Here is a 25,642-nt window from a genome sequence, read left to right on the forward strand (position 1 = left end):
GAACGGCTTCCTCCGTTACCGGGACGCGCACTCAGGGCAACCTGGCTGCGTCAGAGCGGCCGCGCATATCGCGGCAAGGAAAGTGGTACCGCGGATCGAAACCATCCGTCTTTCAGGCATGAAGGGCGGTTTTTTGTTGCCCTGATGCCGGGGAGGCCAAGATAAGACGCAAGGAGAGACGCCCATGAAGATCGCATTTTCGACGCTCGGTTGTCCGGAATTCAGCTGGACGGACATCTACTCGATGGCGAAGGACTTTCACTTCGACGGCATCGAGGTGCGCGGGCTGGGCCGGGCGCTCGACGCCTGCCAGGCGCCCCCGTTCGCGCCCGGCCAGATCGACAAGACGATGGCGAAGCTCAAGAAGCTCCGCCTCGAGATTCCCTGCCTGTCGACCGGCTGCGCGCTCAAGTTTGAGGACAAGCGCGCCGAGACCGAGGCCGAAATTCGCGCGTACATCCATCTGGCCGATACGCTCGGCACGCCCTACATCCGCATCCTGGCCGACCGCGAGCCGCAGGTCACAGGCCCGGTGGACGACGATTCCATCGCGGCCTTCCTCAAGCGGTTGGCGCGCCTGACCGACGGCACGGGCGTCACGCTGCTGGTGGAGACCAACGGCGTGTACGCCGACACCGCGCGCCTTAGGCGCCTGCTCGACCGGGTGGCCGAGCCGCAGGTGGCGGCGCTCTGGGATGTGCACCATCCGTATCGCTTCTTCGGCGAGTCGCCCGAACAGACGGTGGGGAATCTGGGCGGCTGCATCCGCTACATGCACGTCAAGGATTCGGTGATCGAGGACGGGGCCGTGTGCTACCGGATGATGGGCGACGGCGACCTGCCGATCGACGAGATGCTGGACGCGGTGAGCGCCATCGGCTACGACGGCTACGTGTCGCTCGAGTGGGTCAAGCGCTGGGCGCGCGATTTGCAGGATCCGGGCGTGGTGTTCCCGCAGTATGCCAACTACATGCACAGCTACATAGACCGGAGCCTGCTCGAGGACGACGAGCGCAACGCCGGCAAGTACGTGTGGAAGAAGGAACGGCTGATCGAGCTGACGTTCAGCGAGGTGCTCGACCGCATGGTGCGGGAGTTTCCCGATCAGGTCGCGCTGCGCTACACGAGCCGCTACTACACGCGCACCTACGCCCAGTTCCGCGACGATGTGGACACCTTCGCGCGCGCGCTGATCGCGATGGGCGTGGGCCGGGGCGACCATGTGGCGATCTGGGCCACCAACGTGCCCGAGTGGTACATCACCTTCTGGGCGACGGTCAAGATCGGCGCGGTGCTGGTCACGGTCAACACCGCCTACAAAATCCACGAGGCCGAGTACCTGCTGCGCCAATCGGATACCCACACGCTGGTGATGATCGAGGGCTGCAAGGACTCGCACTACCTCGAGATCATGGCCGAGCTATGCCCGGAGCTAAAAGACAGCGCCCCCGGTCAGCTGAACAGCAAGCGTCTGCCGCGGCTCAAGAACATCGTGACCGTCGACAGCATGCTGCCCGGCGCGTACACCTGGGAGGAGGCGATTGAGCTTTCCGAGCAGGTGCCGCTGAGCGAAGTGCTCTCCCGCGCCGCGCGCGTTATGCCGCACGACGTGTGCAACATGCAGTACACCTCGGGTACGACCGGCTTTCCCAAGGGCGTCATGCTGACCCACCACAATGTGGTCAACAACGGCAAGGCCATCGGCGACTGCATGGACCTGTCGACCGCCGACCGGCTGCTGATCCACGTGCCGATGTTCCATTGCTTCGGCATGGTGCTGGGTATGACCGCCGCAATGACCCACGGCACGACGATCTGCCCGTTGCCGGTGTTCTCGCCGCGCGCCTCGCTCGAGTGCATCCACAAGGAAAAGATCACCGCCTGCCACGGCGTGCCCACGATGTTTATTGCGATGCTCGAGCACGAGGACTTCGCAAAGACCGACTTCAGCCATATGCGCACCGGCATCATGGCGGGCAGCCCCTGCCCGATCAAGGTCATGCAGGACGTACTGACCAAGATGCACATGGACGAGATCTGCATCACCTACGGTCAGACCGAGGCCTCGCCCGGCTGCACGATGTCCAAGACCAGCGACCCGATCGAGGTACGGGTATCGACCGTGGGCGGCGCGATGTTCGGCGTCGAGTGCAGGATCGTCGATCCCGAAACGGGCGAGGAGCTGCCCGACGAGGTGGACGGCGAGCTCGTGGCGCGCGGCTACAACATCATGAAGGGCTACTACAAGATGCCCGAGGCGACCGCCGCCGCGATCGACGAGGACGGCTGGCTGCACACCGGCGACCTGGCCCGGCGCACCAGGGAAGGCAACTACAAGATCACCGGCCGCATCAAGGACATGATTATCCGCGGCGGCGAGAACATCTACCCCAAGGAGATCGAGGAATTCCTGTACGCGCACCCGCAGGTCCGGGACGTGCAGGTGATCGGCGTGCCCGACAAGCAATACGGCGAGGAAATCTGCGCCTGCGTCGTGCTCAAGGACGGCGAAACGGCGACCCAGGAGGAAATCCGCGCGCATTGCCTCAAGCACATGGCCAAGCACAAGTGCCCGAAGTACGTCCAGTTCGTGGACGCCTTCCCGATGAACGCCGCGGGCAAGATCCTCAAGTACAAGATGCGCGAGGAGTTCACCGAGAAGCTGAACCTGGTGGCGGACAGCAAGATCGAAACGGCGTAGGGCCGTTACAACAGTCCACCCCCCCCGGTCGCTTTGTGTCAGCCCCGCCTCGCTAGGATGGGCGCGAGGAGGGATCGAATGGGCAAGGCATCCGACAGGCGCTTGACCGGGCAGGTCGAGGAGGCGTTCTACCAGAAGGCGGTGGGCGGCATCACGCAGCGCGAGGAGAAGAGCACCACCGAGGACGACGGCAAGGGCGGCATGAAGGAGAAAAGGGAGATCGTAATCAAACAGCTGCCGCCCGACCTCGACGCCATCAAGGCGTGGCTGCGCGAGCGCGCGCCCGAGCGGTGGCGCGACGAGGGTGAGAAAAACTCAGCCGGCGCGGGCGGCGTGATCCGCGTCATCAGCCGGGTGCCTCGCCCGGGCGAAGAGGGGGAATCGTAGTGGAGATTGAGCTCGACTACGTGCCCACCGAGCGCCAGGCGCTTTTCCACGCCTCCACCGCCGACGAGCTGCTCTACGGCGGCGCGGCCGGCGGCGGCAAGAGCCGCGCGGTCGTCATGGAGGCGCTGCTGCGCTGTCTCGAGCACCCGGGCACCCAGGCTTACCTGTTCCGGCGCAGCCTGCGCGAGCTCGACGATACGCTGGTCCCCGAGGCGCTCAGGGCGCTGCCGGGCGCGCTGTTCAAGTACAGGGCCGCGACCCACGACATGATGCTTGCGAACGGCAGCGTGCTGCGCTTTCGCCATTGCCAGAGCGCCAAGGACCTGCTGCTGTACCAGGGCGCGGAGATACACTGGCTGTTCATCGACGAGCTGACCCATTTCTCCAAGGAGATGTACGACTACTTGAAGACCCGCCTGCGCGCGCCCGCGCGGCTGAACATCCGCCCGGTCGTACGCTGCACCACCAATCCCGGCGGGCCGGGCCATGCCTGGGTCAAGAAGTACTTTGTCGACGCCGCCGAGCCGGGGGTGATGCACCTGCGCAAGGTGCATTCGCAGCTGCTCGGGCGCTCGCAGCTGCGCCGGATCCAGTATATCCCGGCGCGCGCCACCGACAACCCACACCTGACCGCCGACTACATCTTTGAGCTCGAGCAGAAGCCGCGCGCGCTGCGTGAGGCGCTGCTGCTGGGGCGCTGGGACGCGTTCGAGGGGCAGGCGTTCCCCGAGTTCACCGACGACGCAGCCCACCGCGAGGACCGGCGCTTCACCCATGTGATCGCGCCGTTCACGGTGCCGGCGAATTGGCCGCGCTACCGCAGCTTCGACTTTGGCTACTCGCGCCCGTTCTCGGTGGGTTGGTGGGCGGTGGATTTCGACGGGCGGGTGTACCGCTACCGCGAGTGGTACGGCGGCGAGCATAATCAGGGCTTGAAGCTGTCCCCGCGCGCGATCGCCCGGCGCATCCGCGAGGTCGAGGCGGCGGCGGGCGAGACACATGTGGCGGGCGTGGCCGATCCGTCGATCTGGGACGCCAGCCGGGGCGAGAGCGTGGCCGAGCAGATGGAGCGGGAGGGCGTATTCTTCCTGCCCGGCGATAACGCGCGCCTGAGCGGCAAGATGCAGCTGCACGAGCGGCTCAAGTTCGACGGGGAGGGCCTGCCCGGGCTGTACGTATTCGAAAGTTGCCGCGCGTTCCGCCAGACCGTGCCCGCGCTGGCTTACGACAGCGCGCGCCCCGAGGACATCGACAGCGCGGGCGAGGACCATGTGTACGACGAGACGCGGTATTTCTTGATGGAGCGCCCGGTCGCCCCGCGCGCGCAGACGAAGAAGCGGCGGGGGTATAGCCCGCTGGACGAGTGAACGAAAAACCGGAGGCCGTCGCGCAAATCCGCGGCGGCCTCCGGTTTGTCCATTTACTTAATCACTTTCAATTCATACGCCTGCGTGCCCAACCCCTGCTCTTGCAGCTTGTCCAGCTGGACGTAGGGGTTCTTGCCGTGCAGCCGCTCGAACAGGTGGCCCTCGCCCTCCATCTTGTGGCCGGCGGGCACGCCGGCGGGGATCAGGTCGCAGGTCTTGATGGCGTCCAGCGACGCGCGCTCGACCGCCACGATGTCGTCCGAGGCCATGATGCCGATGTCGGGCACCAGCGAGGGCGTGGTCATGCCCCAGCAGTCGCACAGCGCGGTGATTTGCGTGAGCACGTTGATGAAGTAGCTGTTGCCCGGCCCGAAGGTATCGAGAACCGTGCGCGTGGTCAGCGCCATGCCCTGCTGGAAATCGGCGTAGTCGTGACTGTCCAGCGTGATCGCGCCGGTCGGGCACACCTTGAGGCAATGCTGGCACAGCGTGCAGTGGTGGTAGTTGACCTCGTACCTACCCTGCGTGCCCGGCTCGGTGAAGCGGTTGGCCTCATGGTTGCAGGACTTGATGCACTTGCCGCAGCGGGTGCACTTGGACTCGTCCCACAGAAGGCCGCCCTCGAGCGCGTGGATTTGATGGCGGGTGCGGTCGGTCACGCAGCCCATCGCGATGTTCTTGCACGCGCCGCCGTAGCCGCAGGAGCCGTGGCCCTTGACGTGGGAGAAGTCGATCAGGAAGTCGGCGTCGTGGATCAGCCCGGCCACGTCGACCTGCTTGAGCGTCTTGAAGTCCACTTCCCTGGTGTAGAAGTACTTGCCGAAATAGCCGCAGTCGTCCAGCACCGGACAGCCGAGCGCGCTGTCGGTGTAGCCGCGCATTTCGGGGTTGCGCTTGGCCACGTAGTGGTCGGTGACAAAGCAGTCGCCGCCGCTCTTTTTGACGAAGTCTACCAGCTTGCGCACGAAGACCGGCGCGATCGTGGAATAGCCGACGCCCTCGCCCACGTGCATCTTGATGGCGACCGCCTTGCCTTTCAGACGATCCTTTAGGCCGGACGCCTTGAGCAGCCGGTCGAACTTCTCGGGCAGGGTCTGGGTGGCCTCGTAGCGCGTATAGGCCATGGGCGCGAATAGCACGGTGGATGGCATGAACGTATCCCTCCATATGATGTGTAGGCTTGACCAGTTGATTATACCACTTGCGGCGCGCGTGAACAAGCGCTCATAGCTTTTTTGGGAGGCGCATAGGTTTAAGCAATGGGTGAGGAGGGATTTTTTATGGAATTGACGCTGGGTCGGCAGACCATAGAGGTCGAAAAGCTGATCGGGGAAAGCCGGATGCAGCTGCAGGTGTCGACGGAGACGGCGACGCCGGGCGCGGGGCGCGAGGCGATCGAGGTGCTGATGGAGGAGGCCGAGGCGACGATCGACTCGGCGCAGCCGCAGACCGACCGGGTGGTGGTGGAGGGCACGGTGATGTGCCAGGCGGTGTACCGACCGGGCGAAGGCGCGACGCGCGCGGTGGCCGTGCCGGCGCGGTTCAGCGAGGTGGCGGAGCTTACCGGTGTCGGCCCCAAGTCGATTGTGCGCGCGCAGGCCGTGGTTGAGGATGTGCGCGCCAGCTATGACAACGGCCGCATCCGGTTCGTCGTGGTGGTGGGCCTCAGGGTCCAGGCGCTCTCGCTCGAGCCGACGGAGCTGATTACGCAAATCGGCGGCGTGGACGCGCTTGAGGCGCGGTTTGAGGAGGTGTGCTCGAGCAAGCTGGCAGCCGAGTCGTCGGCCGATGCGTTGGTGCGCGAGGAGGTGGCGCTGCCCAGCGGGCTGGACGCGCGGGTGTCGCTGATGGACTGGGCGCAGGCGCGGTTGATTGCCGCCGAGCGCGACCTGGGTGGCGTGCGCGCGCGCGGCGAGATCCAGGCCGAGGCGCTGATTGGCACCGGCGTACCGTCGCGGCCGGTGGCGTTGGTCAAGGTGATGATGCCGTTCGAGCAGTTGGTCGAGCTGCCCGAATGGCTGGCCGGCAATGTCACGGCGGACGCCGAGGTCAAGCGCCTGACGACTGAAATCGCGCCCGGCGACGAGGAGGGCGAGGCGATTTTGAAGCTCGAGGCCGAGGCGCAGATTTGCGTACGCGCCGACGCGCAGGATTGCGCCACTGCGCTGTCGGACACCTACGCGACCGGATCGACCGCGGTCAACTGTATGCAGACGACGATCGACGTGGCGCAGCGGAGCGAGCAGATCAACGTCTCCGAGCCGTTTCGCGGCACGCTGCTGCTGCCCGAGGGGGCCAGCGCGGTCGGCACGGTGCTGGCCACGCGGGTGCGCCCCGTAATCAGTCAGTGGATGGCGCAGGGCGGATCGACCGTCGTCGAGGGCGCGCTCGACGTCAAGGCGCTGTACCTGCCCGGCGGCTCGCAGCAGGTGACCTCGGTGCGCGGCGAGTTGCCGTTTGCGATCAAGTGCGCGGGCGAATGGCCCGAAGCGGCCTGGGTGCGCATCGCGGCGACCGGGGCCGACGCCGGCGCGCTGATGAGCGACCGGCTGGAAATCCGCTGCACGCTTTCGCTGACCGGGTTCTACCGCGTCGCCCGGCGCGTGGTGGTGGCGAGCGGCGCCGCGACGAGCGCCGCCCCCGAGCGCGCGGCCGGTATGGTGATCTACTGGCCGGGCGAGGGTGAGACGACGTGGAGTCTCGGCAAGCGTTACAGACTTTCGCAGCGCAAGCTGGCGTCGATGGGCGGGGGAAACGAGACGCTTGCGAGCGGGCAGCCGATTGTGCTGCGCACGTGAAGCTTGCCCTTCGGACACACGGGATGCGCCTGCGGCACATTTCACACGCCGCAGGCGTATTTTACTGCGGTCCGCAGACCGAAATCCTTCCCGGCAGGATGCCGAACTCGGCGCGGTCTGTCGCGTACAGCTCGCCGTCGACGATCATCGTCATGCCTTCCGATTCGATCGTGAGCGCGCTGACGCGGGCCTGGTGGGTGATCGGCAGATGGGTGAACCAGCCGGGGATGAACAGCGGCAGCAGCAACCAGATCTGCCAGCGCTTGACCGCGTCCACGTAGACCAGGTCGAGCAGCCCGTCGGAGGGGTCGGCGTCGGGCGCAACCTTCATGCCGCCGCCGAAGTAACGGCCGTTGGCCACCTCGATGATCGTGAGCTGTTTTACGCAGGTTACGCCGTCTATCGTAATGCGCGCCGCGATCGGCTTGAAATGCCGGATTGCCTGAATGAGCCCCAGCAGATAGGTCATGAAACCCGAAAAGCGCTGCTTGTAGCGCTCGGCCTTGCGCACCACGTCGACGTCGAAGCCGGTGCCCGCCACGTTGAGAAAGGCGCGGCCGTTGAGCTGCGGCAGGTCGATCGGCGCGGCCGGTCCGTCCAGCTGTGCCCTGAGCGCCGCCAGCGGATCGCGGGGCAGCCGCAGCGTCTTGACGAAGTCGTTGCCGGTGCCGCTGGGCACCAGATACAGGCGCGCCGGGCGGCCGTTAAGGCCCGAGACCACCTCGGACAGCGTGCCGTCGCCGCCCATGACCAGCAGCGCGGTAGCCTGGCCGGCCTCGCGCGCCAGCTCCGCCACGTGCCCGGCGCGCTCGGAATGCGTAACGATATAATTGAGCGCCCGCTTTTCCAGTTCCGCGCATACCGCGTCCAGCAGCTTAAGCGGCTTGCCGCGTCCTGCGGCGGGGTTGACAATCACCCGTATCATCATACGGTAAACTCCACACTGAGTAGTCGCCCGAGTGTGCGCAGCCGGTCCGGCTCCGTCCATTCGGGCGCGCGGCGCGCCGAGGCCTGCACGAGGCAGCGGCCGTCGGGGCCCAGGCGCACCATGCGCAGCAGTACCCGTCCATCCTGCCCGCGCAGCAGGTACAATCCGCCGCCCTCGGGCGCGTCCGATCGGCGCAGCAGCATGAGGTCGCCCTGACGGATGCGGAAGTCCATCATGCTGTCGTCCGGCGCGTAGAAGTAGAACAGAGACGCCGGGTCGTGAACCTCTCCGGGCAGGTACCGGAAGTCGGTCGGCCTGTCGAGCGCCGCGTCGGCGTAAACCGCCGCCAGCACGGGCCCGCCGCCGGACGGTCGCTTGGGGGCGGCGTCCTCGCGCAGCTTCGACGCGGGGGCCGCGGGCTCCGCGCCGAAGCCCAGCAACTGGTCGGTGCTGACCCCCATCAGCCGCGCAAACTGCCTGAGCTGCTCGCAATTGGGCTCGCGCTTGCCCAACTCGTACTGCGAGATGTTGTTCTTGGTCTTGCCCACCCGGTCGGCCAGTTGTTGCTGCGTCCAGCCCATCCCCAGCCGGTGTGCGCGCAGATTGTGCCCGAACGACACAGCCATCCCTCCTACCGCGCATATCGTCGTTAGTATAGCAAACAAAATGGTTACAGTAAAGCACAAAATGCGACTTTTGGGGACGAAAAGTCTCGAAAATGTTGACTGAATGTCGAAATTTCCCTAGAATGAACGATAAAGACAGAAGAAATTGGAGGAAAGCATATGTTGTACGACGTCTTAAGGGAAGCGCGGGTCGCCCAAGGGTTCAGTCAGCAACAATTTGCCCGGTTGTTGGGGCTAACCAGCCGCAACGCCTACGCGCTCAAGGAACGGGGCGAGCGCCGCTTTTCGATCGATGAGGGCATCGTCATCGCGCAGTTGCTCGGGCGCAGCGTCGAGGAGCTTTTTTCACGCTACGGTGTGAACAATATGGTTACTAAGGAGGGAAACACATGAGCCAAGCGGCGGAGGCGGCGCACGAGGTGCGGGAGATGCTGCGCATCGCGCGTCACTACAACCAGGAGTTGGGCGATTTGCGTTTGCGGTTGCGCGAGGCGGAGAACGGCTTGCGGTTGTCGGAGCAGGGGGCGCAAGCGGCCCCTTCGCCCTGGCGCAGGCGCGCAGCCAGTCCGCCCCCCACGCGCGAGCGGATGGCGCAGGTGTACGCGGAGGAGGTGCGCCGCGCGGGCGAGCGCATCGAGCACATCCGCACCCGCCGCGCACTGCTGGACCGACTGCTCAAGCGTTTGAGCGAGGTGGAGCTGCGCATCATCAGCCTGCGTTGGCTCGACGGCAAGTCGTGGCGCGCGATTTCGCTTCGGGTGTTCATCTGCGAGCGGCATTGCCAACGCATCCAGAAGCAGGCGATCGAGACGATGGCGCAGGCGCTGATCGAGGAGCAAAACGGCGATTCATAGCTTCTTCCGGTTGCGGCGCGCCTCGAGCAGCCGTTCGACGTCGCCCGGAGTGGCGGCGGGGGGCGGGGGCGAGGGAACACGCTTGCGGGGTTTTGCGATGGGCGTGAATCGCCTGGGCGCGCGCGCCGATTTGCGGGGCCAGCCCAACCGATTCAGCGTGGCGTCCAGCAGGAACAGCGCGAGCGCGGCCGCCAGCAGGAAGGGCGTGAGGTCGATCCGCGCGCGAACCGGCGCGCCGCGCTCGGCGAACAGCTCGGCGGCGTCGCTGAGCACGCGCCCGCCGGTTTGCCCGGCCAGCGCCTCGAGCGCGGACGCGCCGCCGGCATTGCGCAGGTCGTACTCGCCCGAGTAGTTCACCGCGGCGCCGCCCTCGAGCAGCCGCACCGTGCGCCGCCCCTGCCATTGGCGCACGGTCAGCGCGTACGCGCCCGGGCCGTCGGAGGGTATCTCGCCCTCGAACGCGCCCGGCGCGACCTCGGTCAGCGCGAATTCGACCTCGGCGCCGCCCGGCAGCAGCGCCTGGGCCTGCGTATCGAGGGCCTCTTCGGTCGCGTCCGCCGGTTGTTCGTAGCGCACGCGCAGCGCGCCGTTCGCCACCTCGGCTCGCAGCACGCCCGACTGATCGGCCTCGGGCAGCGCGAAGGCGATCAGCCCGGAGAAGAACGCGGCGGCCTCGGACCAATTGAGGAAGTCGCCGGTCCACGCGCCGCCCAAGTCGCTCGTCCAGCAAAGCACGGTGCCCGCGCCGTAGCGCCAGTGCGCCAGGATCGGGTCGTCCCGGTCGCTGACGAGGCTTACGGTCGCAAGCGCCTTGGCGGTGGTCGCCAGGTAGCCGTCCAGGGCGGGGAAGCCCGGATAGTCGGTGAGCGAGCCGTGATCGGCAATGGCGGGCGTGAAGCGGCGGTTCTGTACATAGGCCCCGGCGGCCAGGTAGGTTTCCTTGGTAAAAATCTTGGGCAGGTCGTCGAACTCGCTCGGGGCGTAGGCACGCCCGCCGCCCGCGGCCGCGAGTCGGGCGAGCAGCTGCGCGTTCGCGCCCGAGCCGGCGGCCACCGTGGTCAGCGTGATGCCCGCGCCCGCGTAGGCGGCGGCCAAAGCCTCGAACCCGCTGTCGGCAGGCTCCCCGTCGGTCAAAAAGATGATGTGCTTCTGCGGCGCGTCGCTTCGCTCAAGCGCCTCATACGCCTCATGCAGCGGCCCAAAGAACGCGGTGCCTCCGCCGGGGCGGATCGTGCCGATCTGCGCCTGGATCGCGGGCACATCCTCGGCGAGCTGTAAGGGCGAGACCCATTTCGCGCTGTCGTCGAACGCGATTACGCCCACCTGGTCGCGCTCGGTCAGCACCTCGCAGGCGCGCATCGCGGCCTCCTGGGCCAGCTCCAGTCGGCTGGTGCCGTAGCGCCCTTCGGCCATCGAGCCCGACTTGTCGATCACCAGCATCAGCGCAAGCGAAGGCAGGTCGAGCGTGCTCCTGACGTCCATGCTGACCGGCAGTATCTTTTCCAGCGCGCTGCCCCGGTAGCCGCCGAGCGCATAGCTTGCGTCGCCGCCGAACACGGCAAGCCCGCGCCCGAGCGCGCGCACCGCCGTATCGAGCGCATCGAGCTGTGCGGGGGCGATGTCGGCCGCGTCCACGTTGACGAGCGCCACCGCGTCGTAGGCGCGCAGCGCCTCGGCGGCGGGCGGCAGCTGGGCGGGCGAGATCACTTCGCTTTCGTAGCCGGCCTTTGACAGCATCTCGGACAGCTCGCGCCCTTCGCTCGCGCCGCCCTCGACCAGCAGCACGCGCGCTGTGCCGGCCACCCGCACATAGGCCGCGCGGCGGTTGTTTTGCGGCCGCTCGTCGCCCTCGGCGCTGAGCAGCGCCTCATAGGTCACCACGCCGCTCTTGCGCGCGGCATCTTCGAACACGAACCGGTTCTCGCCCTTGCGCAGGTGTACCGCGCGCGTGGCGACCGGCTCGCGGTTCGCGTACAGCACAAGCGTCGCGTCGGTCTCAAAGTTGGCATCGATCGCCATCTCGATCGGCAGCGACTGGCCCTCGCGCGCGCTGCCCGGCAACGTCAGCTCGGTGAGTTGGGCGTCCCTCACCGACGGCGCGGCGGCGATCAGCACGTCGACCGGCACGCCGCGCGCGGCCAGCATATCGGTCTGGGTGTGAAGATCATCGACCAGGCCGTCGCTGACCACCGCGATCCGGCCCGCCGCGCTGGAGGGAAGCAGCATAAGCGCCAGCTCGAGCGCCGACGACAATTTGCTCTCGCCGGCGTCGGTAACCGAGGGCGGGACAAAGCGGTGCGCATCCGACAGCGGCGCTTCGACCGACGCGCGCGCGCCGAAGGCAATCAGCCCGGTCTTCAGGTCGGCGGGCGCGTTTTCAAACGCGCGGCGCAGCGCGTCATTGTCGTCCGCGCCCCAGCGCATCGAGTCCGACGCGTCCGCCAGCACCCAGGTAGCGCCCTCCGGCGCGGGTGCTAAGACCTGCGGCGCGGCCAGCGCCAGTGCCAACAGCGACGCGACCAGCGCGCGCAGCGCGATTGCCGCGCGGCCCGGCCCGCGCCTGCCCGGCGCGCGGGCGATCCAGAAGACCGCAAGCAGCGCCGCCGGCCACGCGAGCAGCCAGATCGGTTCGCCAAAGTCAAAGCCCACGCGCAATCACCCACCATTCCGCCATCAGCACAATCAGCGCGATCAGCGCCGCCAGCTTCGCAAGCGCGTGCATGCCTATGCCCCGGCCCGGCGCGGTCGCCGCGTCCCAATTGTCGCCTTCCGGGACCATGCGCGTTTCGCTTTCGCCGCGCGGCATGTTGAGCGCGAACGCATCAACACGCGTTTCGCCCTCGACGACCTGCTCGAAACGGTATACCCCGGCTTCATTCGTCTCGCCGAACGGGCCCGGCCCGTCGATGGAATACTCGGCTCCGCTCGGCGCGATCAGCCGCGCCGAGGCTGCGCGCGGATCGGGCGTCAGGTAGACGTCCCGGCCGCAGGCCGCGTCCGCGCCCACCGCCGCGCTCTCGCTGATTAGCTCGGACAGCAGGTTTTGGATCAGCAAGGGGAAGTCCAGCTTGACCGGCAGGTTACTGTCGTGCAGGTCGAAGCCGAAGCGGACGATCTTCCGCCCGTCGCGCACGTCCAGCGTCGCCACCGCGTCGTCGCCCGCCAAAAGCAGCGGCGTGCCCGCCGTCAGCGGGGTGTAGGCGCGCACGGCCACATCCTTCAGCGGCATACCGCGCGTCAGCCGCTCGGCTAGCGCGCCCGGCGCGCGCCTCAATGTGCCGGGGCCGGCTGCGCCGCCGTGCTTAAGCAGCATCAGGCTGCCCGACGGGGGCGGGGCGTCCGGCTGCGCGCCGTCGAACACGTACAGCGCGTAACCCGGGGCCAGCGCGGCCTCGCGGGCCGAGCCGCGCGACAGCTCGACGTCGCCGCCGATCGTCAGCGCGCTTTCGAGGAAGACGTTGCCCTCGCCCGCCAGCACGACCCGGCGCGCGCGCGTTGATCGGATGATGAAGTCGCAGGCATTGTCGAGCGGCAGCGCGTCGGTTTCTAGGATTTCTGCGCGCAGGTGCACGGCGTCGGCTGGCACATCAAAGCGCACCTGGCCGGTCTCACCCGCGCCCAGGGACAGCATCGCCGCATCCGCCGGCGCGCCGTCGGCGTAACAGCTCAAGGTCAGCGTGCGCGCGCCGCCGTAGTTTGCCACCCGGCACAGCGCCTGGCCGCCCGCCGCCGACAGCGACAGCACGGCGGCGTTGTCGACGCCCTCGAACGGGGTCATCAGGAAAACGCCCGCTTCTGCTTCGAGCGCGGCGTGGGTGTAGAAAAGCGTCTCGAGCCCCTCAGCCTCGCGCGCCATCGCGCGGGCGAGCGACAGCGCGGGCGCGAGGTCGGCAGAGCCGTTCTCGGCTGTTATCCCGGCGAGTACCCGGTGTGCCGCCGCGAAATCGCTCGAGCGCGACAGCAGCTGGCGCGTGTGCCGACCGGCGGTCACCACGCTGACGCGGCTGCCCGGCGGCAGTGCGGAAACGACGCCCGCCGCGTGCTCGAGCGCGCGCGTAAGCCGCGTCCGGCCGCCGGCGTCCGCCTGCATGCCGGCCGACAGGTCGAAAGCCAGCAACAGCTCGCGCGCCGCGCCGCCTGAAAACACGGGCTGCATCAGCGCGAGCGACAGCAAAAGCGCGAGCAGCAGCTGCAGCGCGAGCAGCAAGCTGCGCCGCATCTTCTGAAACGGGCGATTCGACAGCCGTTCGGCCAGCGCGCGCCGCCACAGCAAGGAACTGGGAATCGGCACGTCGCGGTGCCGCCGTTTGAGCAGGTACAAAAGCGGCAGGTAGGCCAGCGCCAGCAGCGCCCACGCCGCGCCGGGGTTGAGCCATTGCATGGGGCAGTCTCCTTTATGCAATCAGACCGGCGCGCACCATGGCGGCGAGCGCGGCGCTTTCAAAGTCCTCGTCGGCGTTCAGCAGCGCGTAGGGCGCGCCGCATCGATGCGCCTGCCGGCCCAAGTCGCCGAGCAGCGCTTGCAGCGCGCGGTCGTAGGCGGCGAGCGAGTGATGGTCGGCCACCAGCTCGAGCGCGTCCGCGCCCTCGGCGTCGATCAGCCGAACGGCCCCCGACAACGCGGGGGAGAGCTCCTCGGCGGACAGCACCTGCACGAGCAGCGGGGATTGCCCGCGGAAGGTCAGCGACTGGATCGCCCGGTCGTAGCCGTCCTCGCTCAGGTAGTCGCCGATCAGCGCGGTCACGCCGCGCGGCGGCAGCCTGACGCGCGGCACGCGCTGGTTGAGCCGCAGCGCGCCCTCGGGCCGAATCGCCGCCAGGAAGGCCGACGCGCGGGCGAACGCGGCGCGCCCGGCGAAGATCGGGCTGACCGCGTCTTTATCCGTGAGCGCCACCACGCGCGCGCGGTCGCCGCCGATCAGCGCCAGGTAGATCAGCGTCTCGGCGGCCTTGACCGCCGCCGCACACTTGCCGCCTTCCATCGAGGCGCTTACGTCCAGCAGCACGGTGAGCAGCGCGTCCTGTTCTTCCATGAACAGCTTGACGAACAGCCGGTCAAAGCGGGCATAGGCGTTCCAGTCGATGCGGCGCGGATCGTCGCCGGGCGCATAGGCGCGGAAATCGGAGAACTCGGCCGAGGAGCCGAGCGCGCGCGAGCGGCGCGCGCCGCCCGCCGCGCCGCGGGCGCGCTCGCGCATCGGCAAGGACAGCGCGTCCAGCCGCGCGAGGAAGGCGTCGCTCAGCATCTACTTGGTCTCCCCGATCAGCCGTTCAATGAGTTTCTCCACCGTCTCGCCGTCGGCCAGGCCCTCGAAGCCCAGCGCCACCCGGTGCCTGAGGCAGGGCGCGGCCAGGCGGTCGATGTCGTCCATCGAGGCGTTGTAGCGCCCTTCCATCAGCGCCCGCACGCGCGCGGCGGCGATCAGCGCCTGCGCCGCGCGGGGGCTGGCCCCGAAACGGGCGTATTTGCGCACGTATTCCGGGCTGCCCTCAAGCTCCGGGTGGGTGTTCATGACCAGCTTCAGCGCCCGCTCGGTGACCGCGCGCGCCACCGGCACCTGCCGCGCCACCGCGCGCATGGCGAGGATGTCCTGGCCGCTGGCCACCGTTCGGGCCTCGCTCGGCGCTTGCGTGACCGTCATATCGACGATGCCGGAAAGCTCTTCGAGCGTCGGGAACGGCACCAGCACCTTGAACAGGAAGCGGTCGAGCTGCGCCTCGGGCAGGGGATAGGTGCCCTCCTGCTCGACCGGGTTCTGGGTGGCCAGCACGAAGTAGGGCTCGGCGAGCGCGCGCGTCTGGCCGGCCACGGTGACCGAATGCTCCTGCATGGCCTCGAGCAGCGCCGACTGGGTCTTGGGCGTGGCGCGGTTGATCTCGTCGGCCAGCACGATTTGCGCGAACAATGGGCCGGGCTCGAACTGGAACGCGCTGCCCTGCTCGGTCTTCATCACGATGTTGGTGCCGGTGATGTCGGCGGGCATCAGGTCGGGCGTGAACTGGATGCGCGAGAACGGCAAGCCCACCGCGCGCGAAAGCGCGCGCACGAGCCGGGTCTTGCCGAGCCCCGGTACGCCCTCGAGCAGCACGTTGCCGCCCGCGACTAGCGCAATCAGCAGGTGGTCGATCACGCCTTTTTGTCCCACGATCTCGCGCGCGATCTCGGCGCGCAGGGCCTCCGTCGTCTTTAAGAACGCCTCGATTTGAACTTTGTCTGCCGGTTGATTCATGACGCCTAACCCTCCCGGTCGATCAGCGATTGAAAGTACTTGTCGGCCCAAAGGCGCGCGTGCGGCGGCACGGCGGGATCGCCCGCCGCGCGGGACGCGGCCGCGCAGTATTCGCCGATCGCCGCGCGGTAGGGCACGCGAGCGCCGGTATCGCCCGCGCCCGGCGCGAGCTGGACCTGATTGACCTCGCCCTCGCGCACCTCGCCCGAGGCGTTTGTCGTTTCGCCGCCGTCGCCCAGGCGCGTGGGGTCGTAGATTTCCTCATACGCGCCGGTGCGCAGCGTCGCCGGGCCGCCACCGGCGGATGAGCGCGCGCGGTTGTCCTCCCGATAACCCATGTCCTGATTGGTGCTGCCCTGACCCGCGCCGGAGCCGGAGCCGTCGCCCTGGCCGCCGCCCGGGCCTTGGCCGCTTCCCGAACCTTGTCCGCTTCCCGAACCTTGTCCGCTTCCCGAACCTTGTCCGCTTCCCGAACCTTGTCCGCTTCCCGAACCTTGTCCGCTTCCCGAACCTTGTCCTTCGCACTGCCCCTGACATTGACCGCCGGTGAGCGCCGAGCGCAGGCCGCGCAGTTGAGCCGCCAGGCTGCCGACCGCGCCGGTCATCGGGGGATTGGCGAGCCGCCCCGCAAGCGCGCCCAAGGCGCGGTTCAGCGCGGGAGAGCCGGTCGCGGCCTGCGCCGCCGCCTGGGCCGCCGCCTGGGCCGCCGCGTTCAGCGCGTCCGAGAGCGCCTCGTCGTTTGAAAGCGCCTCGGCCGCCTGCGCGAGCGCGTCGCTCGCCTGCTGCGGCTGTTGCTGGAGCGCCTGGGCAGCTTTTCGCACGGCGTCTTCCGAGCCGCTCCGCGCGGCTTCGGCCAGCGCCTTAAGTCCCGCTTCGGCCAGCGCCTCGGCGGCGCGCTCGCGCAGCGCCTGCGCGCGCGGGCGTTCGATGCGCAGGAGTTCGTCTACGGCCTTGCGCGCTTCGAGCAGCGCTTCTTCGCGCGTCTCGGCCCGCTTGAGCGCCGGAGCCAGCGCCCGCGCCAGCCGCTGAAGCTCGCGCTCGGCCTGCGCCTCGGGTGAGAGTTTGTCCGCCGTGCGCTCGATCGCCTCGGCCTGTGCATTGAGCGTGTGCTTGAGCGCATCATACTCGCTCATGCGCGCCTGCTGGGGGCCGGGGATGAAGGAGAACACGCTCATCGCCAGCAGCGCGCAGCTGGAAACGATCTGCGCGGCGCGCATCGGCTTATGCGGCATCTTCTCGCGCGGATCGAGCGCCGAAAGCGCCTTAAGCGCGTCCGCGTGCTGCAATGCATGAATCGGCTCGCCCGACGGATATTCCAGCGCCGTCTGCACCCGTTCGTTCAGCCCGCAGCCATCGGCCGCCCGCGCCGCGCGCGCGGGCGGGACCGGCCAGAGATACGCGATCAGCGGAGCGAGTGCCGAAGCGGTGAATACCACGATCATCCACAACCGCGCCTGAGGCCAGAAGAAAAGCCATGCGATCAGCCAAATGATAAACCCCAGCGTCGCGCCGACGGCCAACGCAATGTCCGACGCCTTGAGCGCCCTCACCGCGCGTAACCGCCGCCTGACCGGCCCGAGCGCCTTTGAAATTGCGCTCATTTCTTCCTGCGCCGTATGGCGCGCGGGCGCACCAGCAGCGCGCTGAGCGCGATCAGCACGAGCGAGGCCGTCAGCATAATCGCCATGTTGATATGCGCCACATGCGCGAACCCAAGCTTCTCGAGCAGCGCGTACCAGGTGCCGCCGTAGGGCACATAACCCCGGAAGGTGGTGCGCATCAGCTCGGTCTGCGCTGTCAGCAGCGAAAACAGCCCGATCGCGGGGCTGATTAGCAGCGCCTTGGACATGAGCGCCAGCGCGCCCGCCGCCGTCAGCGAGGCCGTCAGGCTGGGGTCGTCGGCGAATTTCTGGAATGTCTCGCTCACGCCCGCCGCGATGGGCATGAGCGTCGCGACGCCGATCCCGAAGATCACGAGGTAGGCGGCCACCGCCGAGGTGGCGGCGCGCTTGAACAGCGCCGAGCAGAACAGCCCGACCGACAGCGCGGCGAACGCCGCCGTCAGCAGGAACAGCAGCGACCAGGCGATGTCCAGGATCGACACGCCGCCGCCGAGCAGCACCACCGCCAGGAACGGCGCGCTCGACACGATCAGCAGCGCCAGGAACAGAAAGCTCTCGAGCAGCTTGCCCAGCGCGATGCGCAGCGAGCCGGTGCCGGTCACGAGCAAGAGATCGAGCGTCTGCCGCTCGCGCTCGCCCGATATCGCGCCCGAGGTCATCGCGGGCGCGACCAGCACGATCAGCAGAAACTGCATGACCACCAGCATGATGTAGCCGTCGATCCCGGCGCGCATCGCTGTCAGCTCGATGGTTTTCGCGCCGAAGCGCGACAGCACCCGCCACGAGAGGCCGAGCAGCGCCGCCGTGTACAGCGTGAAGATCAGGATCGTGCGCAGCGAGCGCATGCGCCGCCGCGCCGAGGTCACCAAGATCGGGTTCGTCACGCCTCCGTCACCTCCATGAATACCTTTTCGAGGTTCATCCTGCGCCGGTGGAAGTCCACCACCGGCACCTGCGCGTCGATCAGCAGTCTAAGCAGCGCGTGGCATGCGTCCTCGCCGCCGTCCATCTCCACGCTGAACACATGGTCCCCGGCCTCGGTGATGCCGGTCACGCCCGCGAATTCCTTGAGCAGCCGCACCAGCCGTTCCGTCGCCGCCTCGCCCGCGTCCTGACGCAGGCGAATGCACAGCTCCGCATCGCCCTGCATCTTGCGCGCGAGTTCCTCGACCGGGCCGGAAAACACCAACTTGCCCCGGTCGATGATCGTCAGCGCGTCGCACATTTCCGATAGCTCGGGCAAGATGTGCGAGGAGATCAGCACGGTCTTGCCCATTGCGCTGAGCGTGCGCAGGATCTGCTTCATCTCGGCGCGGGCGCGCGGGTCCATGCCCGAGGCCGGCTCGTCGAGGATCAAAAAGCGTGGGTCGTGAACCAGCGCGTGCGCCAGGCACAGCCGCTGCTTCATGCCGCGCGACAGCGAATCCACGTAGGCGTCCTTCTTGTCGGTCAGGTTGGTAAGTTCCAGCAACTGGTCGATCCGCTTGGCCCGCTCGCGCGCGTGCAGGCTGTAGCAGCGCGCGTAGAAGTCGAGGTATTCCCAGGCGTGCAGCCGGTCGTACACGCCGAAGAAGTCGGGCATGTAGCCCAGCATCCGGCGCACCGCGCGCGGGTTGCGGGTGACCGACACGCCGTCGATCGTGGCCGTGCCCGAGGTGGCGGGCAACAGCGTCGCCAGAATGCGCATCGTGGTGGTCTTGCCCGCGCCGTTGGGGCCGACGAAGCCGTGCAGCGCGCCGTCCCCGATCACCATGTCGAGGTGGTCCAGCGCCCGTAACTTGCCGTAGTCGCGCGTAAGGCCGCGTACCTCAATCATGGCTTTACCCTCCCCGTCAGCGTCATGTACGGCGCTTGCAGCCCGTAATCGCCGGGAGCGGACACATTTTCGCCCGGCACGTAGCCCGCGTACAGCCGTCCGTCCGGCCCGATGTAGGGCGAGGCGGCCTCGCCTTTCAAGTTGATGAACGCGGTGCGCTGCTCGTCCCACGCGCGGGTTTTGTGATTGTACAACTGCACCTTGGGCATCTGCTCGCCGTAGAAGACGCCGATGATGTTCAATTCATCGACCGTCATGCCTTTGGGCAGCTCGAACGCGAACATCGGCTGCTCGGCGAGCGAGAACGATTCCCGGCCGCTCACCGCGTCCCCGATTGCCGGCGCGCCGCTTACAAGCGCGGCCTTGTACGCCGCGAGTGTGCCGCGCGGGCAGAACACCACGCCGGTCGGCCCCACCGGGTCGTAGGCCATGGCCTTATCGATCAGCGCCCGGCGCGCGACGCGCTCGGCGGGACGGCCGCCGCACGTGGGCGTAACCTTGCCCAAGTCCTCGCTGAAGGCCACGAAGCGGAACACCGCCTGCACGCGGTCCTCGCCGCCCCACAGGTACACGCGCTGCTGCAGCCGGTCGCGCCGCATCCGCCGCTCCTTGCCCGCCGGGTCGCCACTGTTCTTGCGGATGTTGGCCGAGCGCTCGGCGGGGTCGGGGACGCTCTCCTCGGGCAGGTACAGCGCGTCGACGAATCGATAGAGGTAGGCCGGGTCGGCGCCGTTCATGCTTGCGTCGGTCATCCGTCCGTCGAACACCGGGGTGAATTCGCCGTTCAAATGCGCGGCTTGCGCGTCCTTGAGCTGTTTGCGTTCGGCGTCCGTGAGATAGGTCAGCGTCGCACGTCCGGACGCGCCGGGCTCGAGGTCTTGCATGGACGCATAACCCGCCGAGGTGATGATGCCGCAGCCGTTCAGACGGTAGGGGGTGTCGTTGCGAACCTCGGTGTGCAGGCCGTCCTCCTCCATCCAGATGCGCGCGTCGATCGTGCCTGTAAACGGCTGGGGCGCGTCCAGCTTCACCGTGCGCTCGCTCCACGAGGGCGCGGCCGGGAAGGTGATGGCCGGCGCGTCCGCGCGCAGGTGGCGGTAGCGCAGCTGATTGGGCGTCTTGATCTGCCTGTCGTCGCCGTAGTAGTCATAGCGGGGCTGATCGATCGGCGTGAGCTTCACGCCCGGGCCGACCGACACCGCAATCGGCGCTTTGTCGGCGCTCGACACGCCCGCGTAGGTCGATACCTGCGCTTCGCCGTCCTCGTCGAGCGCCGCCAGCGTGTAAACGGTGGCGACCGGGCTGTCGAAACCGGCGTTACGGCTGATGCCCCAGATGAAAAGCGCGGCGCAAACGGCCATCAGCGGCATGGTCAGCCACAGCAGCGCCCGCTTGTCGAGCTTCTTGAACAGGAAGTAGGACGGGATGCCGGCCAGCGCGACGAAGCCGATCAGCAAAAGCCTCACCGGCCGCGCGTCCGGCGGGTTGTCCACCGGGATTTCCCGGACGGCGTTCATGCCGTCGTAATCGGGGTCGTAGTCCCAGTTGTCGTAGCCGGCGGAGAGGCTGCGCTGATAGGCGTCGGGCGCGCTCTTGAGCAGCACACGCTGCCACAGCGCCGACGCGCCCGGCCACAGACTCAGCGGCTTCGCGCCCAGCTCGAATGCCGCCGTGTAGATCAGCCCCTCGCCGACGGGCGTTTGCGCGATCAGCGGCCGGTCGGGCGCGGCCAGCACATGGCTTGCGCCCATCATATCCGCGCACAGCATGTTTTCGCCGAGCGCCGCCTCGCTGACGCCCAGGTAGGCCATGAGCGCGGGGGTGATGTCGCCGGCGTCGGTCAATGCGCCCGCGCGGATGCCGGTGAACGATTCAAAGAACGGGTAGCCGGACGCCGCGCCCGCGCCGCCGCCCACAATCGCGATGCCGCCCGCGCCGAGCCAGTCGCAAAGCGCCTTGGATTGCGCGTCGCCCAGCGCGCGCAGGTCGACGCCGTCCACGACCAGCAGCGCGAAGGCGTTCAGCCGGTCGAGGTCGTCGGGGAAGCGCTCGGCCGTGAGCGGGATCACCCGGAAGAACTCGCCGCGCAGCAGCGGGTCGTTGCGGGCCGACAGGCTCATGTAGGCGAGGCCGTTCGGATCGGCGGACAGCGCGCCGATCAGCCGGACCTCCGGACTGATCGCCTCGGCGGGGCGGAAGTTCTTCGACGCCACGACCGCGCCGCCGACGCAGTATTCGATCGTGTAATCGGGCTGCTTCATGGAAAGCGTCACCGGCATGGTGATCGTCTTTTCGGCCCCGGCGGCCAAAAACAGCGGATACTCCACCCGGTCGTACTCGGATTGGCTCTGGTACAGGTTCAGGCACACGCTGCCGTCCAGGTCGCCGCCCGCGTTGCGCAGCGTCACGGCGATGGGCATCGCGCGGCCGTAGCCGATCACGCCGCCGTAGCCCAGCATGGCGTCGATCGTAAGATCCGGATGATCGACCTCGGTGTGCAGCAGCGCGACGCGCCTTTGCTCCTCGGCATTGACCAGCGCCTGATGCTCGTCCGCGCGCAGAGATGGCCCTTGCGCTTCTTCGTCCATGTCGTCGGCCTCGCCCGCTTCGCCGTCGGCCTCGTCGCCGCCGTCGGCCTCGTCGCCGCCGTCGGCCTCGTCGCCCGCCATGGCCTCGCCCCAGTCGTCGTCGGCCTCGCCGCCTAAGTCCGCCGACGGCGCGGAGACCGGCATGGGCGTGGGCGCAAGCGCGCGGGCGACTGGGGCGCCGGCGCATATCAGCCACAGCAGCAGCAAGAAAATGGGCAAGCCTCGCCGAATGCTTTGGGTACGCAACACGCAACCCTCCTCAGTTTCACGGTATGGAATTTCGCGTCCTATGGATATAAGACAACTTTGCACACCAAAATGTAGCAGATGGATATGTTAAGAATTGATTCCAAGGCGAGAGGCAGGATTTTCACCGGGCGCGGCGAAAGGATAAAACTACATACAATCGTGCATGCGCAAAGGGGAGGGCCTACACATGCGGGTGATCGGCCTGGACGTGGGCACATCGGGGGTCAAGAGTACGGTCTTTGACGAGCGCGCGAACGTGCTCGCGCATGCCTACCGCGAGTATGACCTGATCGGGCGGGAAAAGGGCGAGTACGAGCTCGACCCGCGGGTGCTGCTTGCGAGTGCCCGCGCGGTGATCGAGCAGTCGGCGCGCGGCATGGGCGACGTGCGCGCGATTTGCGTGACCTCGTTCGGCGAGTCGTTCGTCTGCCTGGACGAGCGGGACGAGCCGCTGGGCAACACCATGATCTACATGGACAAGCGCGGCAGCGAGGCCTGCGAGGCGTATTTGCAGCTGCATACGCGCGAGCAGGTGTTCGAGCGCTCGGGCCAGTTCGTCGATCCGATGTTCTCAATCTACAAACTGCACTGGCTGCGCGCGCATCGGCCCGAGCAGATGGCGGCCACGCGCAGGATCTGCTTCATCGCCGACTACATCGCCTACAGCCTCGGCGCGGAGCACGCCTGCGACTACTCGCTGGCGGCGCGCAGCGGCATGTTCGATGTCCGGGAAAAGCGCTGGATCGACGAGGCCGTGGCGTTTTCGGGGCTAAGTGCGCGGTGCCTCCCGCGCCCGGTGCCCGGCGGCAGCGTCGTCGGGGAGCTGAGCGCCGGGGCGGCGCGCTCGCTCGGCCTTGCGCCGGGCGCGAAGCTGATCGTGGGCGGCCACGACCAGATTCTGGCGGCGCTCGGCAGCGGCGCGCGCGAGGCGGGCGACGTGATGAACGGCATGGGCACGGTGGACTGCATCACCTGCGTGATGGACGAGGCCGCGCTCGATTCCGGCAAGCTGCTCAAGTACAACTTCCCGATGGTGCCCTACTTCGACAGCGCTCTGTACGTGACCTATGCGTTCAACATGTCGGGCGGCTGCGCGGTCAAGTGGTTCCGCGACGTGCTGGCGACGGACGTAGCCGACCGCGCGGACGCCTACGACATCCTGAACCGGGAAGCGCCGGGCGAGCCGACCGGGCTGATCGTGCTGCCCTACCTTGCCGGCGGCGGCACGCCCTACATGGACGCGTCCACCCCGGGCGTGGTGGCGGGGCTGCGCCTCGGCACCTCGCGCGGCGCGCTGTTTCGCGCGTTCCTCGAGGGCGAATCCTACGAGATGATGCTCAATATCGAGTGCCTCGAGGACGCGGGCATCGGCATATCAAAGGTGATTACCGCGGGCGGCGGCGCGAAATCCGCTTTGTGGATGCAGCTGCGCGCCGACCTGTTCGGCCGGCCGGTGTACCTGAGCGCGATCAGCGAGGCGGGCACGCTGGCCAGCGCCCTCTTGTGCTACGTGGGCCTCGGGCTCTACCCCGACGCGTGGACGGCGCAGCGCGCGCTGGTGGGCTACGCGCGCTCGTTCGAGCCGCGCGCAGAGCACACCGCCGCCTACGCGGCGCACTACCGGCGCTACAAGGCGCTGTATCGGGCGGTCAAGGAGATCTATTGAGGAGGACGGGACGGCATGAAGGTCATTGCGATCAACGGCAGCCCCCGCAAGGGCGGGAACACCTATCAGGCGCTCGAGGTGATGGCGGACGAGCTTTCCAAGCAGGGCATCGATGTTGAAACCATTCAAATCGGCGGGCAAGACATCCATGGCTGCATCGGCTGCGGATACTGCAAGACGAGCGAGGGCAACCGCTGCGTGTTCGAGGATGATGCCGTCAACGAAACAGCGAAACAGATGCGCGAGGCAGACGGCTTCATCCTGGCTTCGCCCACCTACTACGCCGGCATCGCAGGCACGATGAAGGCCTTCCTCGACCGGGTGTTCTACACCAGTTCCCGTTATTTCAAGTACAAGGTCGCCACCTCGATCTCGGTTACGCGACGCGCCGGCGGCGTGGACGTGGTGCATCAGTTGAACAACTACCTGCATCTGGCCCAGACGATCCTGCCGCCGTCCCAATACTGGACGCTGGCCTATGGGGCCGATGAGGGCGAGGTGACGCGGGACGCGGAGGGCATTCAGACCTTGCGCAAGAACGCCCGCTCGATGGCCTGGCTGCTCAAGGTCGTCGAGGCCGGAAAGGCGGCGGTGCCGGTCCCCGAGGAAGAGCGGCGGGTCTGGATGAATTTCATCCGGTGACGGGAGACCGGAAGCCCCCTCCCATTCTCCTCCCCGGAGGGGAATGGGAGGGGGCACCGCCTATGCTTCATCCGATCAACCGACCCAGCACATCGACCACCCGATCGACGTCGGCTTCGGTCACGTCATTGCTCGTCACAAAGCGGAACACGCCTTCCTCGTGGCCGTTCATCTTGATGCCCTCGGCCAGCATGAGGCCCGGCAGTTTATCGAGGAAGTCGCGGTCGCGGTCCAGATGGAAGAACACCATGTTGATCTCGACCGCGTCCGGATCGAGCGTCACGCCCGGCAACGCCATAAGCGCCTCGGCCAGGCGGCGGGCGTTTTTATGATCTACGTGCAGCCGCCGCGTCATTTCGGTCAGCGCGATGCGGCCGGCGGCGGCGAGGAAGCCCACCTGACGCATGCCGCCCCCCAGCAGCTTGCGGTATTTGCGCGCTCGCTCGATCACGTCCGCAGGTCCCGCCAGCAGCGCGCCCACCGGCGCGCACAACCCCTTCGACAGGCAGCAGGACAGCGTGTCGCAGCAGGCGGTCAGCTCGGTGACCTCGACGCCCAGCGCCACCGCCGCGTTGAACACCCGCGCGCCGTCCAGGTGCACCGCGATGCCGCGCCGCTTCGCCATCGCGTAGATCTCGCGCATCGTGGAAAGCGGCACCACGCGCCCGCCCGCCAGCGCGTTTTCCAGGCAGATCAGGCGGGTCTCGGGCAGGTGGATGTCGCCCGCGGGCCGGATCGCGCGCTCGATGGACCGGGCGTCCGGGATGCCGTCTTCAAAGGGAATTTGGCGCTGGTTCGCGCCCGACAGCACCGCTACCGCGCCCACCTCGTGCTCAAAGATGTGGGAGGCCGCGCCCACGATGATCTCGTCGCCGCGCGATGTCTGGCTCATGATGGCCAACTGGTTGCCCATGGTGCCCGAGGACACGAACAGCGCGGCCTGTTTGCCGAGGATGTGTGCGGCGTCCCGTTCGAACGCGTTCATCGTGGGGTCGTCGCGGTAGACGTCGTCGCCCACCTCGGCGCGAAACATGGCCTCGCGCATCGCCTGGGTGGGCTCCGTTACGGTGTCGCTGCGCAGATCGATGATCTTCATGGATGATCCCCCCTTTGTGTGCTTCAATTTCCGATTATAGGAGCCGAAAAAGCCGCTGTCAAGCGCCAATTT

General features: G+C 67.6%; 20 protein-coding genes. 8 read left to right on the forward strand and 12 right to left on the reverse strand.

Annotation, left to right across the window (positions count from 1 at the left end; all coding sequences use genetic code 11):
- Positions 1-184: 184 nt before the first annotated feature.
- From ACH6CV_RS04870 to ACH6CV_RS04880, 3 genes are all read left to right on the forward strand, one after another.
- Positions 185-2,701: an AMP-binding protein gene (locus tag ACH6CV_RS04870; protein WP_456357046.1), complete on the forward strand. Its 2,517-nt coding sequence runs from the start codon at positions 185-187 to the stop codon at positions 2,699-2,701.
- 78 nt (positions 2,702-2,779) lie between these two features.
- The gene (locus ACH6CV_RS04875; RefSeq protein ID WP_456357047.1) at positions 2,780-3,088 is read left to right on the forward strand and encodes a hypothetical protein; all 309 of its coding nucleotides are present in this window, start codon (positions 2,780-2,782) and stop codon (positions 3,086-3,088) included.
- A complete protein-coding gene (locus ACH6CV_RS04880; RefSeq protein WP_456357048.1) occupies positions 3,088-4,455 on the forward strand; it encodes a phage terminase large subunit in 1,368 nt (455 codons plus the stop codon). Before ACH6CV_RS04875 ends, ACH6CV_RS04880 begins: the two co-directional genes overlap by 1 nt.
- 53 nt (positions 4,456-4,508) lie before the next feature.
- Here the strand turns inward: ACH6CV_RS04880 and ACH6CV_RS04885 are convergent, their stop codons facing one another.
- Complete coding sequence (locus tag ACH6CV_RS04885; RefSeq protein WP_456357049.1) at positions 4,509-5,606, reverse strand: DUF362 domain-containing protein; 1,098 nt, start codon at positions 5,604-5,606, stop codon at positions 4,509-4,511.
- A gap of 129 nt (positions 5,607-5,735) precedes the next feature.
- Here ACH6CV_RS04885 and ACH6CV_RS04890 point away from each other — a divergent pair, with 129 nt between their 5' ends.
- Entirely contained in the window at positions 5,736-7,253 is a 1,518-nt protein-coding gene (locus ACH6CV_RS04890) for a DUF3794 domain-containing protein (protein ID WP_456357050.1), read from the forward strand.
- 61 nt (positions 7,254-7,314) lie between these two features.
- On the opposite strand, the gene ACH6CV_RS04895 is transcribed toward ACH6CV_RS04890, so the two are convergent.
- Entirely contained in the window at positions 7,315-8,181 is an 867-nt protein-coding gene (locus ACH6CV_RS04895) for a diacylglycerol/lipid kinase family protein (protein WP_456357051.1), read from the reverse strand.
- Entirely contained in the window at positions 8,178-8,807 is a 630-nt protein-coding gene (locus tag ACH6CV_RS04900; protein WP_456357052.1) for a helix-turn-helix domain-containing protein, read from the reverse strand. Before ACH6CV_RS04900 ends, ACH6CV_RS04895 begins: the two co-directional genes overlap by 4 nt.
- Before the next feature lie 159 nt (positions 8,808-8,966).
- On the opposite strand from ACH6CV_RS04900, the gene ACH6CV_RS04905 reads away from it, so the two are divergent.
- Both ACH6CV_RS04905 and ACH6CV_RS04910 read left to right on the forward strand, forming a co-directional pair.
- Complete coding sequence (locus ACH6CV_RS04905; protein ID WP_456357053.1) at positions 8,967-9,200, forward strand: helix-turn-helix transcriptional regulator; 234 nt, start codon at positions 8,967-8,969, stop codon at positions 9,198-9,200.
- Positions 9,197-9,661 carry a hypothetical protein gene (locus tag ACH6CV_RS04910; RefSeq protein WP_456357054.1) on the forward strand — a complete coding sequence of 155 codons (465 nt, stop codon included), beginning with the start codon at positions 9,197-9,199 and terminating at the stop codon, positions 9,659-9,661. Before ACH6CV_RS04905 ends, ACH6CV_RS04910 begins: the two co-directional genes overlap by 4 nt.
- Here ACH6CV_RS04910 and ACH6CV_RS04915 read toward each other — a convergent pair.
- From ACH6CV_RS04915 to ACH6CV_RS04950, 8 genes are read right to left on the reverse strand one after another with little or no spacing between them, the layout of a single operon-like run.
- On the reverse strand, positions 9,656-12,310 hold the full coding sequence (locus ACH6CV_RS04915; protein ID WP_456357055.1) for a VWA domain-containing protein: 2,655 nt from the start codon (positions 12,308-12,310) through the stop codon (positions 9,656-9,658). The genes ACH6CV_RS04910 and ACH6CV_RS04915 overlap by 6 nt on opposite strands.
- Positions 12,300-14,042, reverse strand: coding sequence for a vWA domain-containing protein (locus tag ACH6CV_RS04920; RefSeq protein WP_456357056.1), 1,743 nt, complete (start codon positions 14,040-14,042; stop codon positions 12,300-12,302). The genes ACH6CV_RS04915 and ACH6CV_RS04920 overlap by 11 nt, the downstream gene beginning before the upstream one ends.
- Positions 14,043-14,055: 13 nt before the next feature.
- A complete protein-coding gene (locus ACH6CV_RS04925) occupies positions 14,056-14,907 on the reverse strand; it encodes a DUF58 domain-containing protein (RefSeq protein WP_456357057.1) in 852 nt (283 codons plus the stop codon).
- Complete coding sequence (locus ACH6CV_RS04930) at positions 14,908-15,891, reverse strand: AAA family ATPase (protein WP_456357058.1); 984 nt, start codon at positions 15,889-15,891, stop codon at positions 14,908-14,910.
- 5 nt (positions 15,892-15,896) lie between these two features.
- Entirely contained in the window at positions 15,897-17,492 is a 1,596-nt protein-coding gene (locus tag ACH6CV_RS04935; RefSeq protein ID WP_456357059.1) for a hypothetical protein, read from the reverse strand.
- On the reverse strand, positions 17,489-18,397 hold the full coding sequence (locus ACH6CV_RS04940; protein WP_456357060.1) for an ABC transporter permease: 909 nt from the start codon (positions 18,395-18,397) through the stop codon (positions 17,489-17,491). The genes ACH6CV_RS04935 and ACH6CV_RS04940 overlap by 4 nt, the downstream gene beginning before the upstream one ends.
- Positions 18,394-19,329, reverse strand: a complete 936-nt coding sequence (locus tag ACH6CV_RS04945; protein ID WP_456357061.1) for an ABC transporter ATP-binding protein — start codon at positions 19,327-19,329, stop codon at positions 18,394-18,396. Before ACH6CV_RS04945 ends, ACH6CV_RS04940 begins: the two co-directional genes overlap by 4 nt.
- Entirely contained in the window at positions 19,326-22,163 is a 2,838-nt protein-coding gene (locus ACH6CV_RS04950) for a hypothetical protein (protein ID WP_456357062.1), read from the reverse strand. The genes ACH6CV_RS04945 and ACH6CV_RS04950 overlap by 4 nt, the downstream gene beginning before the upstream one ends.
- 190 nt (positions 22,164-22,353) lie before the next feature.
- Here ACH6CV_RS04950 and ACH6CV_RS04955 point away from each other — a divergent pair, with 190 nt between their 5' ends.
- Together ACH6CV_RS04955 and ACH6CV_RS04960 are read left to right on the forward strand one after the other, a co-directional pair.
- Positions 22,354-23,832, forward strand: coding sequence for an FGGY-family carbohydrate kinase (locus tag ACH6CV_RS04955; RefSeq protein ID WP_456357063.1), 1,479 nt, complete (start codon positions 22,354-22,356; stop codon positions 23,830-23,832).
- A gap of 15 nt (positions 23,833-23,847) precedes the next feature.
- On the forward strand, positions 23,848-24,474 hold the full coding sequence (locus ACH6CV_RS04960; RefSeq protein ID WP_456357064.1) for a flavodoxin family protein: 627 nt from the start codon (positions 23,848-23,850) through the stop codon (positions 24,472-24,474).
- A gap of 67 nt (positions 24,475-24,541) precedes the next feature.
- Here the strand turns inward: ACH6CV_RS04960 and ltaE are convergent, their stop codons facing one another.
- On the reverse strand, positions 24,542-25,570 hold the full coding sequence (ltaE, locus tag ACH6CV_RS04965; protein ID WP_456357065.1) for a low-specificity L-threonine aldolase: 1,029 nt from the start codon (positions 25,568-25,570) through the stop codon (positions 24,542-24,544).
- Positions 25,571-25,642 lie beyond the last annotated feature (72 nt).

The sequence above is a fragment of the Anaerozeibacter quisquiliarum genome (assembly GCF_051162045.1).
In the GTDB taxonomy this organism is placed as follows: Bacteria; Bacillota; Clostridia; order Christensenellales; family Aristaeellaceae; genus Anaerozeibacter; species Anaerozeibacter quisquiliarum.

Excerpts from the sequence above, each read along its gene's own strand:
- ACH6CV_RS04935 (WP_456357059.1), bottom strand. The coding sequence starts at position 17,492 with ATGAGCGCAATTTCAAAGGCGCTCGGGCCGGTCAGGCGGCGGTTACGC.
- ACH6CV_RS04870 (WP_456357046.1), top strand. The coding sequence starts at position 185 with ATGAAGATCGCATTTTCGACGCTCGGTTGTCCGGAATTCAGCTGGACG.
- ACH6CV_RS04910 (WP_456357054.1), top strand. The coding sequence starts at position 9,197 with ATGAGCCAAGCGGCGGAGGCGGCGCACGAGGTGCGGGAGATGCTGCGC.
- ACH6CV_RS04955 (WP_456357063.1), top strand. The coding sequence starts at position 22,354 with ATGCGGGTGATCGGCCTGGACGTGGGCACATCGGGGGTCAAGAGTACG.
- ACH6CV_RS04885 (WP_456357049.1), bottom strand. The coding sequence starts at position 5,606 with ATGCCATCCACCGTGCTATTCGCGCCCATGGCCTATACGCGCTACGAG.
- ACH6CV_RS04875 (WP_456357047.1), top strand. The coding sequence starts at position 2,780 with ATGGGCAAGGCATCCGACAGGCGCTTGACCGGGCAGGTCGAGGAGGCG.
- ACH6CV_RS04920 (WP_456357056.1), bottom strand. The coding sequence starts at position 14,042 with ATGCAATGGCTCAACCCCGGCGCGGCGTGGGCGCTGCTGGCGCTGGCC.
- ACH6CV_RS04895 (WP_456357051.1), bottom strand. The coding sequence starts at position 8,181 with ATGATGATACGGGTGATTGTCAACCCCGCCGCAGGACGCGGCAAGCCG.
- ACH6CV_RS04925 (WP_456357057.1), bottom strand. The coding sequence starts at position 14,907 with ATGCTGAGCGACGCCTTCCTCGCGCGGCTGGACGCGCTGTCCTTGCCG.
- ACH6CV_RS04945 (WP_456357061.1), bottom strand. The coding sequence starts at position 19,329 with ATGATTGAGGTACGCGGCCTTACGCGCGACTACGGCAAGTTACGGGCG.
- ACH6CV_RS04890 (WP_456357050.1), top strand. The coding sequence starts at position 5,736 with ATGGAATTGACGCTGGGTCGGCAGACCATAGAGGTCGAAAAGCTGATC.
- ACH6CV_RS04905 (WP_456357053.1), top strand. The coding sequence starts at position 8,967 with ATGTTGTACGACGTCTTAAGGGAAGCGCGGGTCGCCCAAGGGTTCAGT.
- ltaE (WP_456357065.1), bottom strand. The coding sequence starts at position 25,570 with ATGAAGATCATCGATCTGCGCAGCGACACCGTAACGGAGCCCACCCAG.
- ACH6CV_RS04900 (WP_456357052.1), bottom strand. The coding sequence starts at position 8,807 with ATGGCTGTGTCGTTCGGGCACAATCTGCGCGCACACCGGCTGGGGATG.
- ACH6CV_RS04930 (WP_456357058.1), bottom strand. The coding sequence starts at position 15,891 with ATGAATCAACCGGCAGACAAAGTTCAAATCGAGGCGTTCTTAAAGACG.
- ACH6CV_RS04960 (WP_456357064.1), top strand. The coding sequence starts at position 23,848 with ATGAAGGTCATTGCGATCAACGGCAGCCCCCGCAAGGGCGGGAACACC.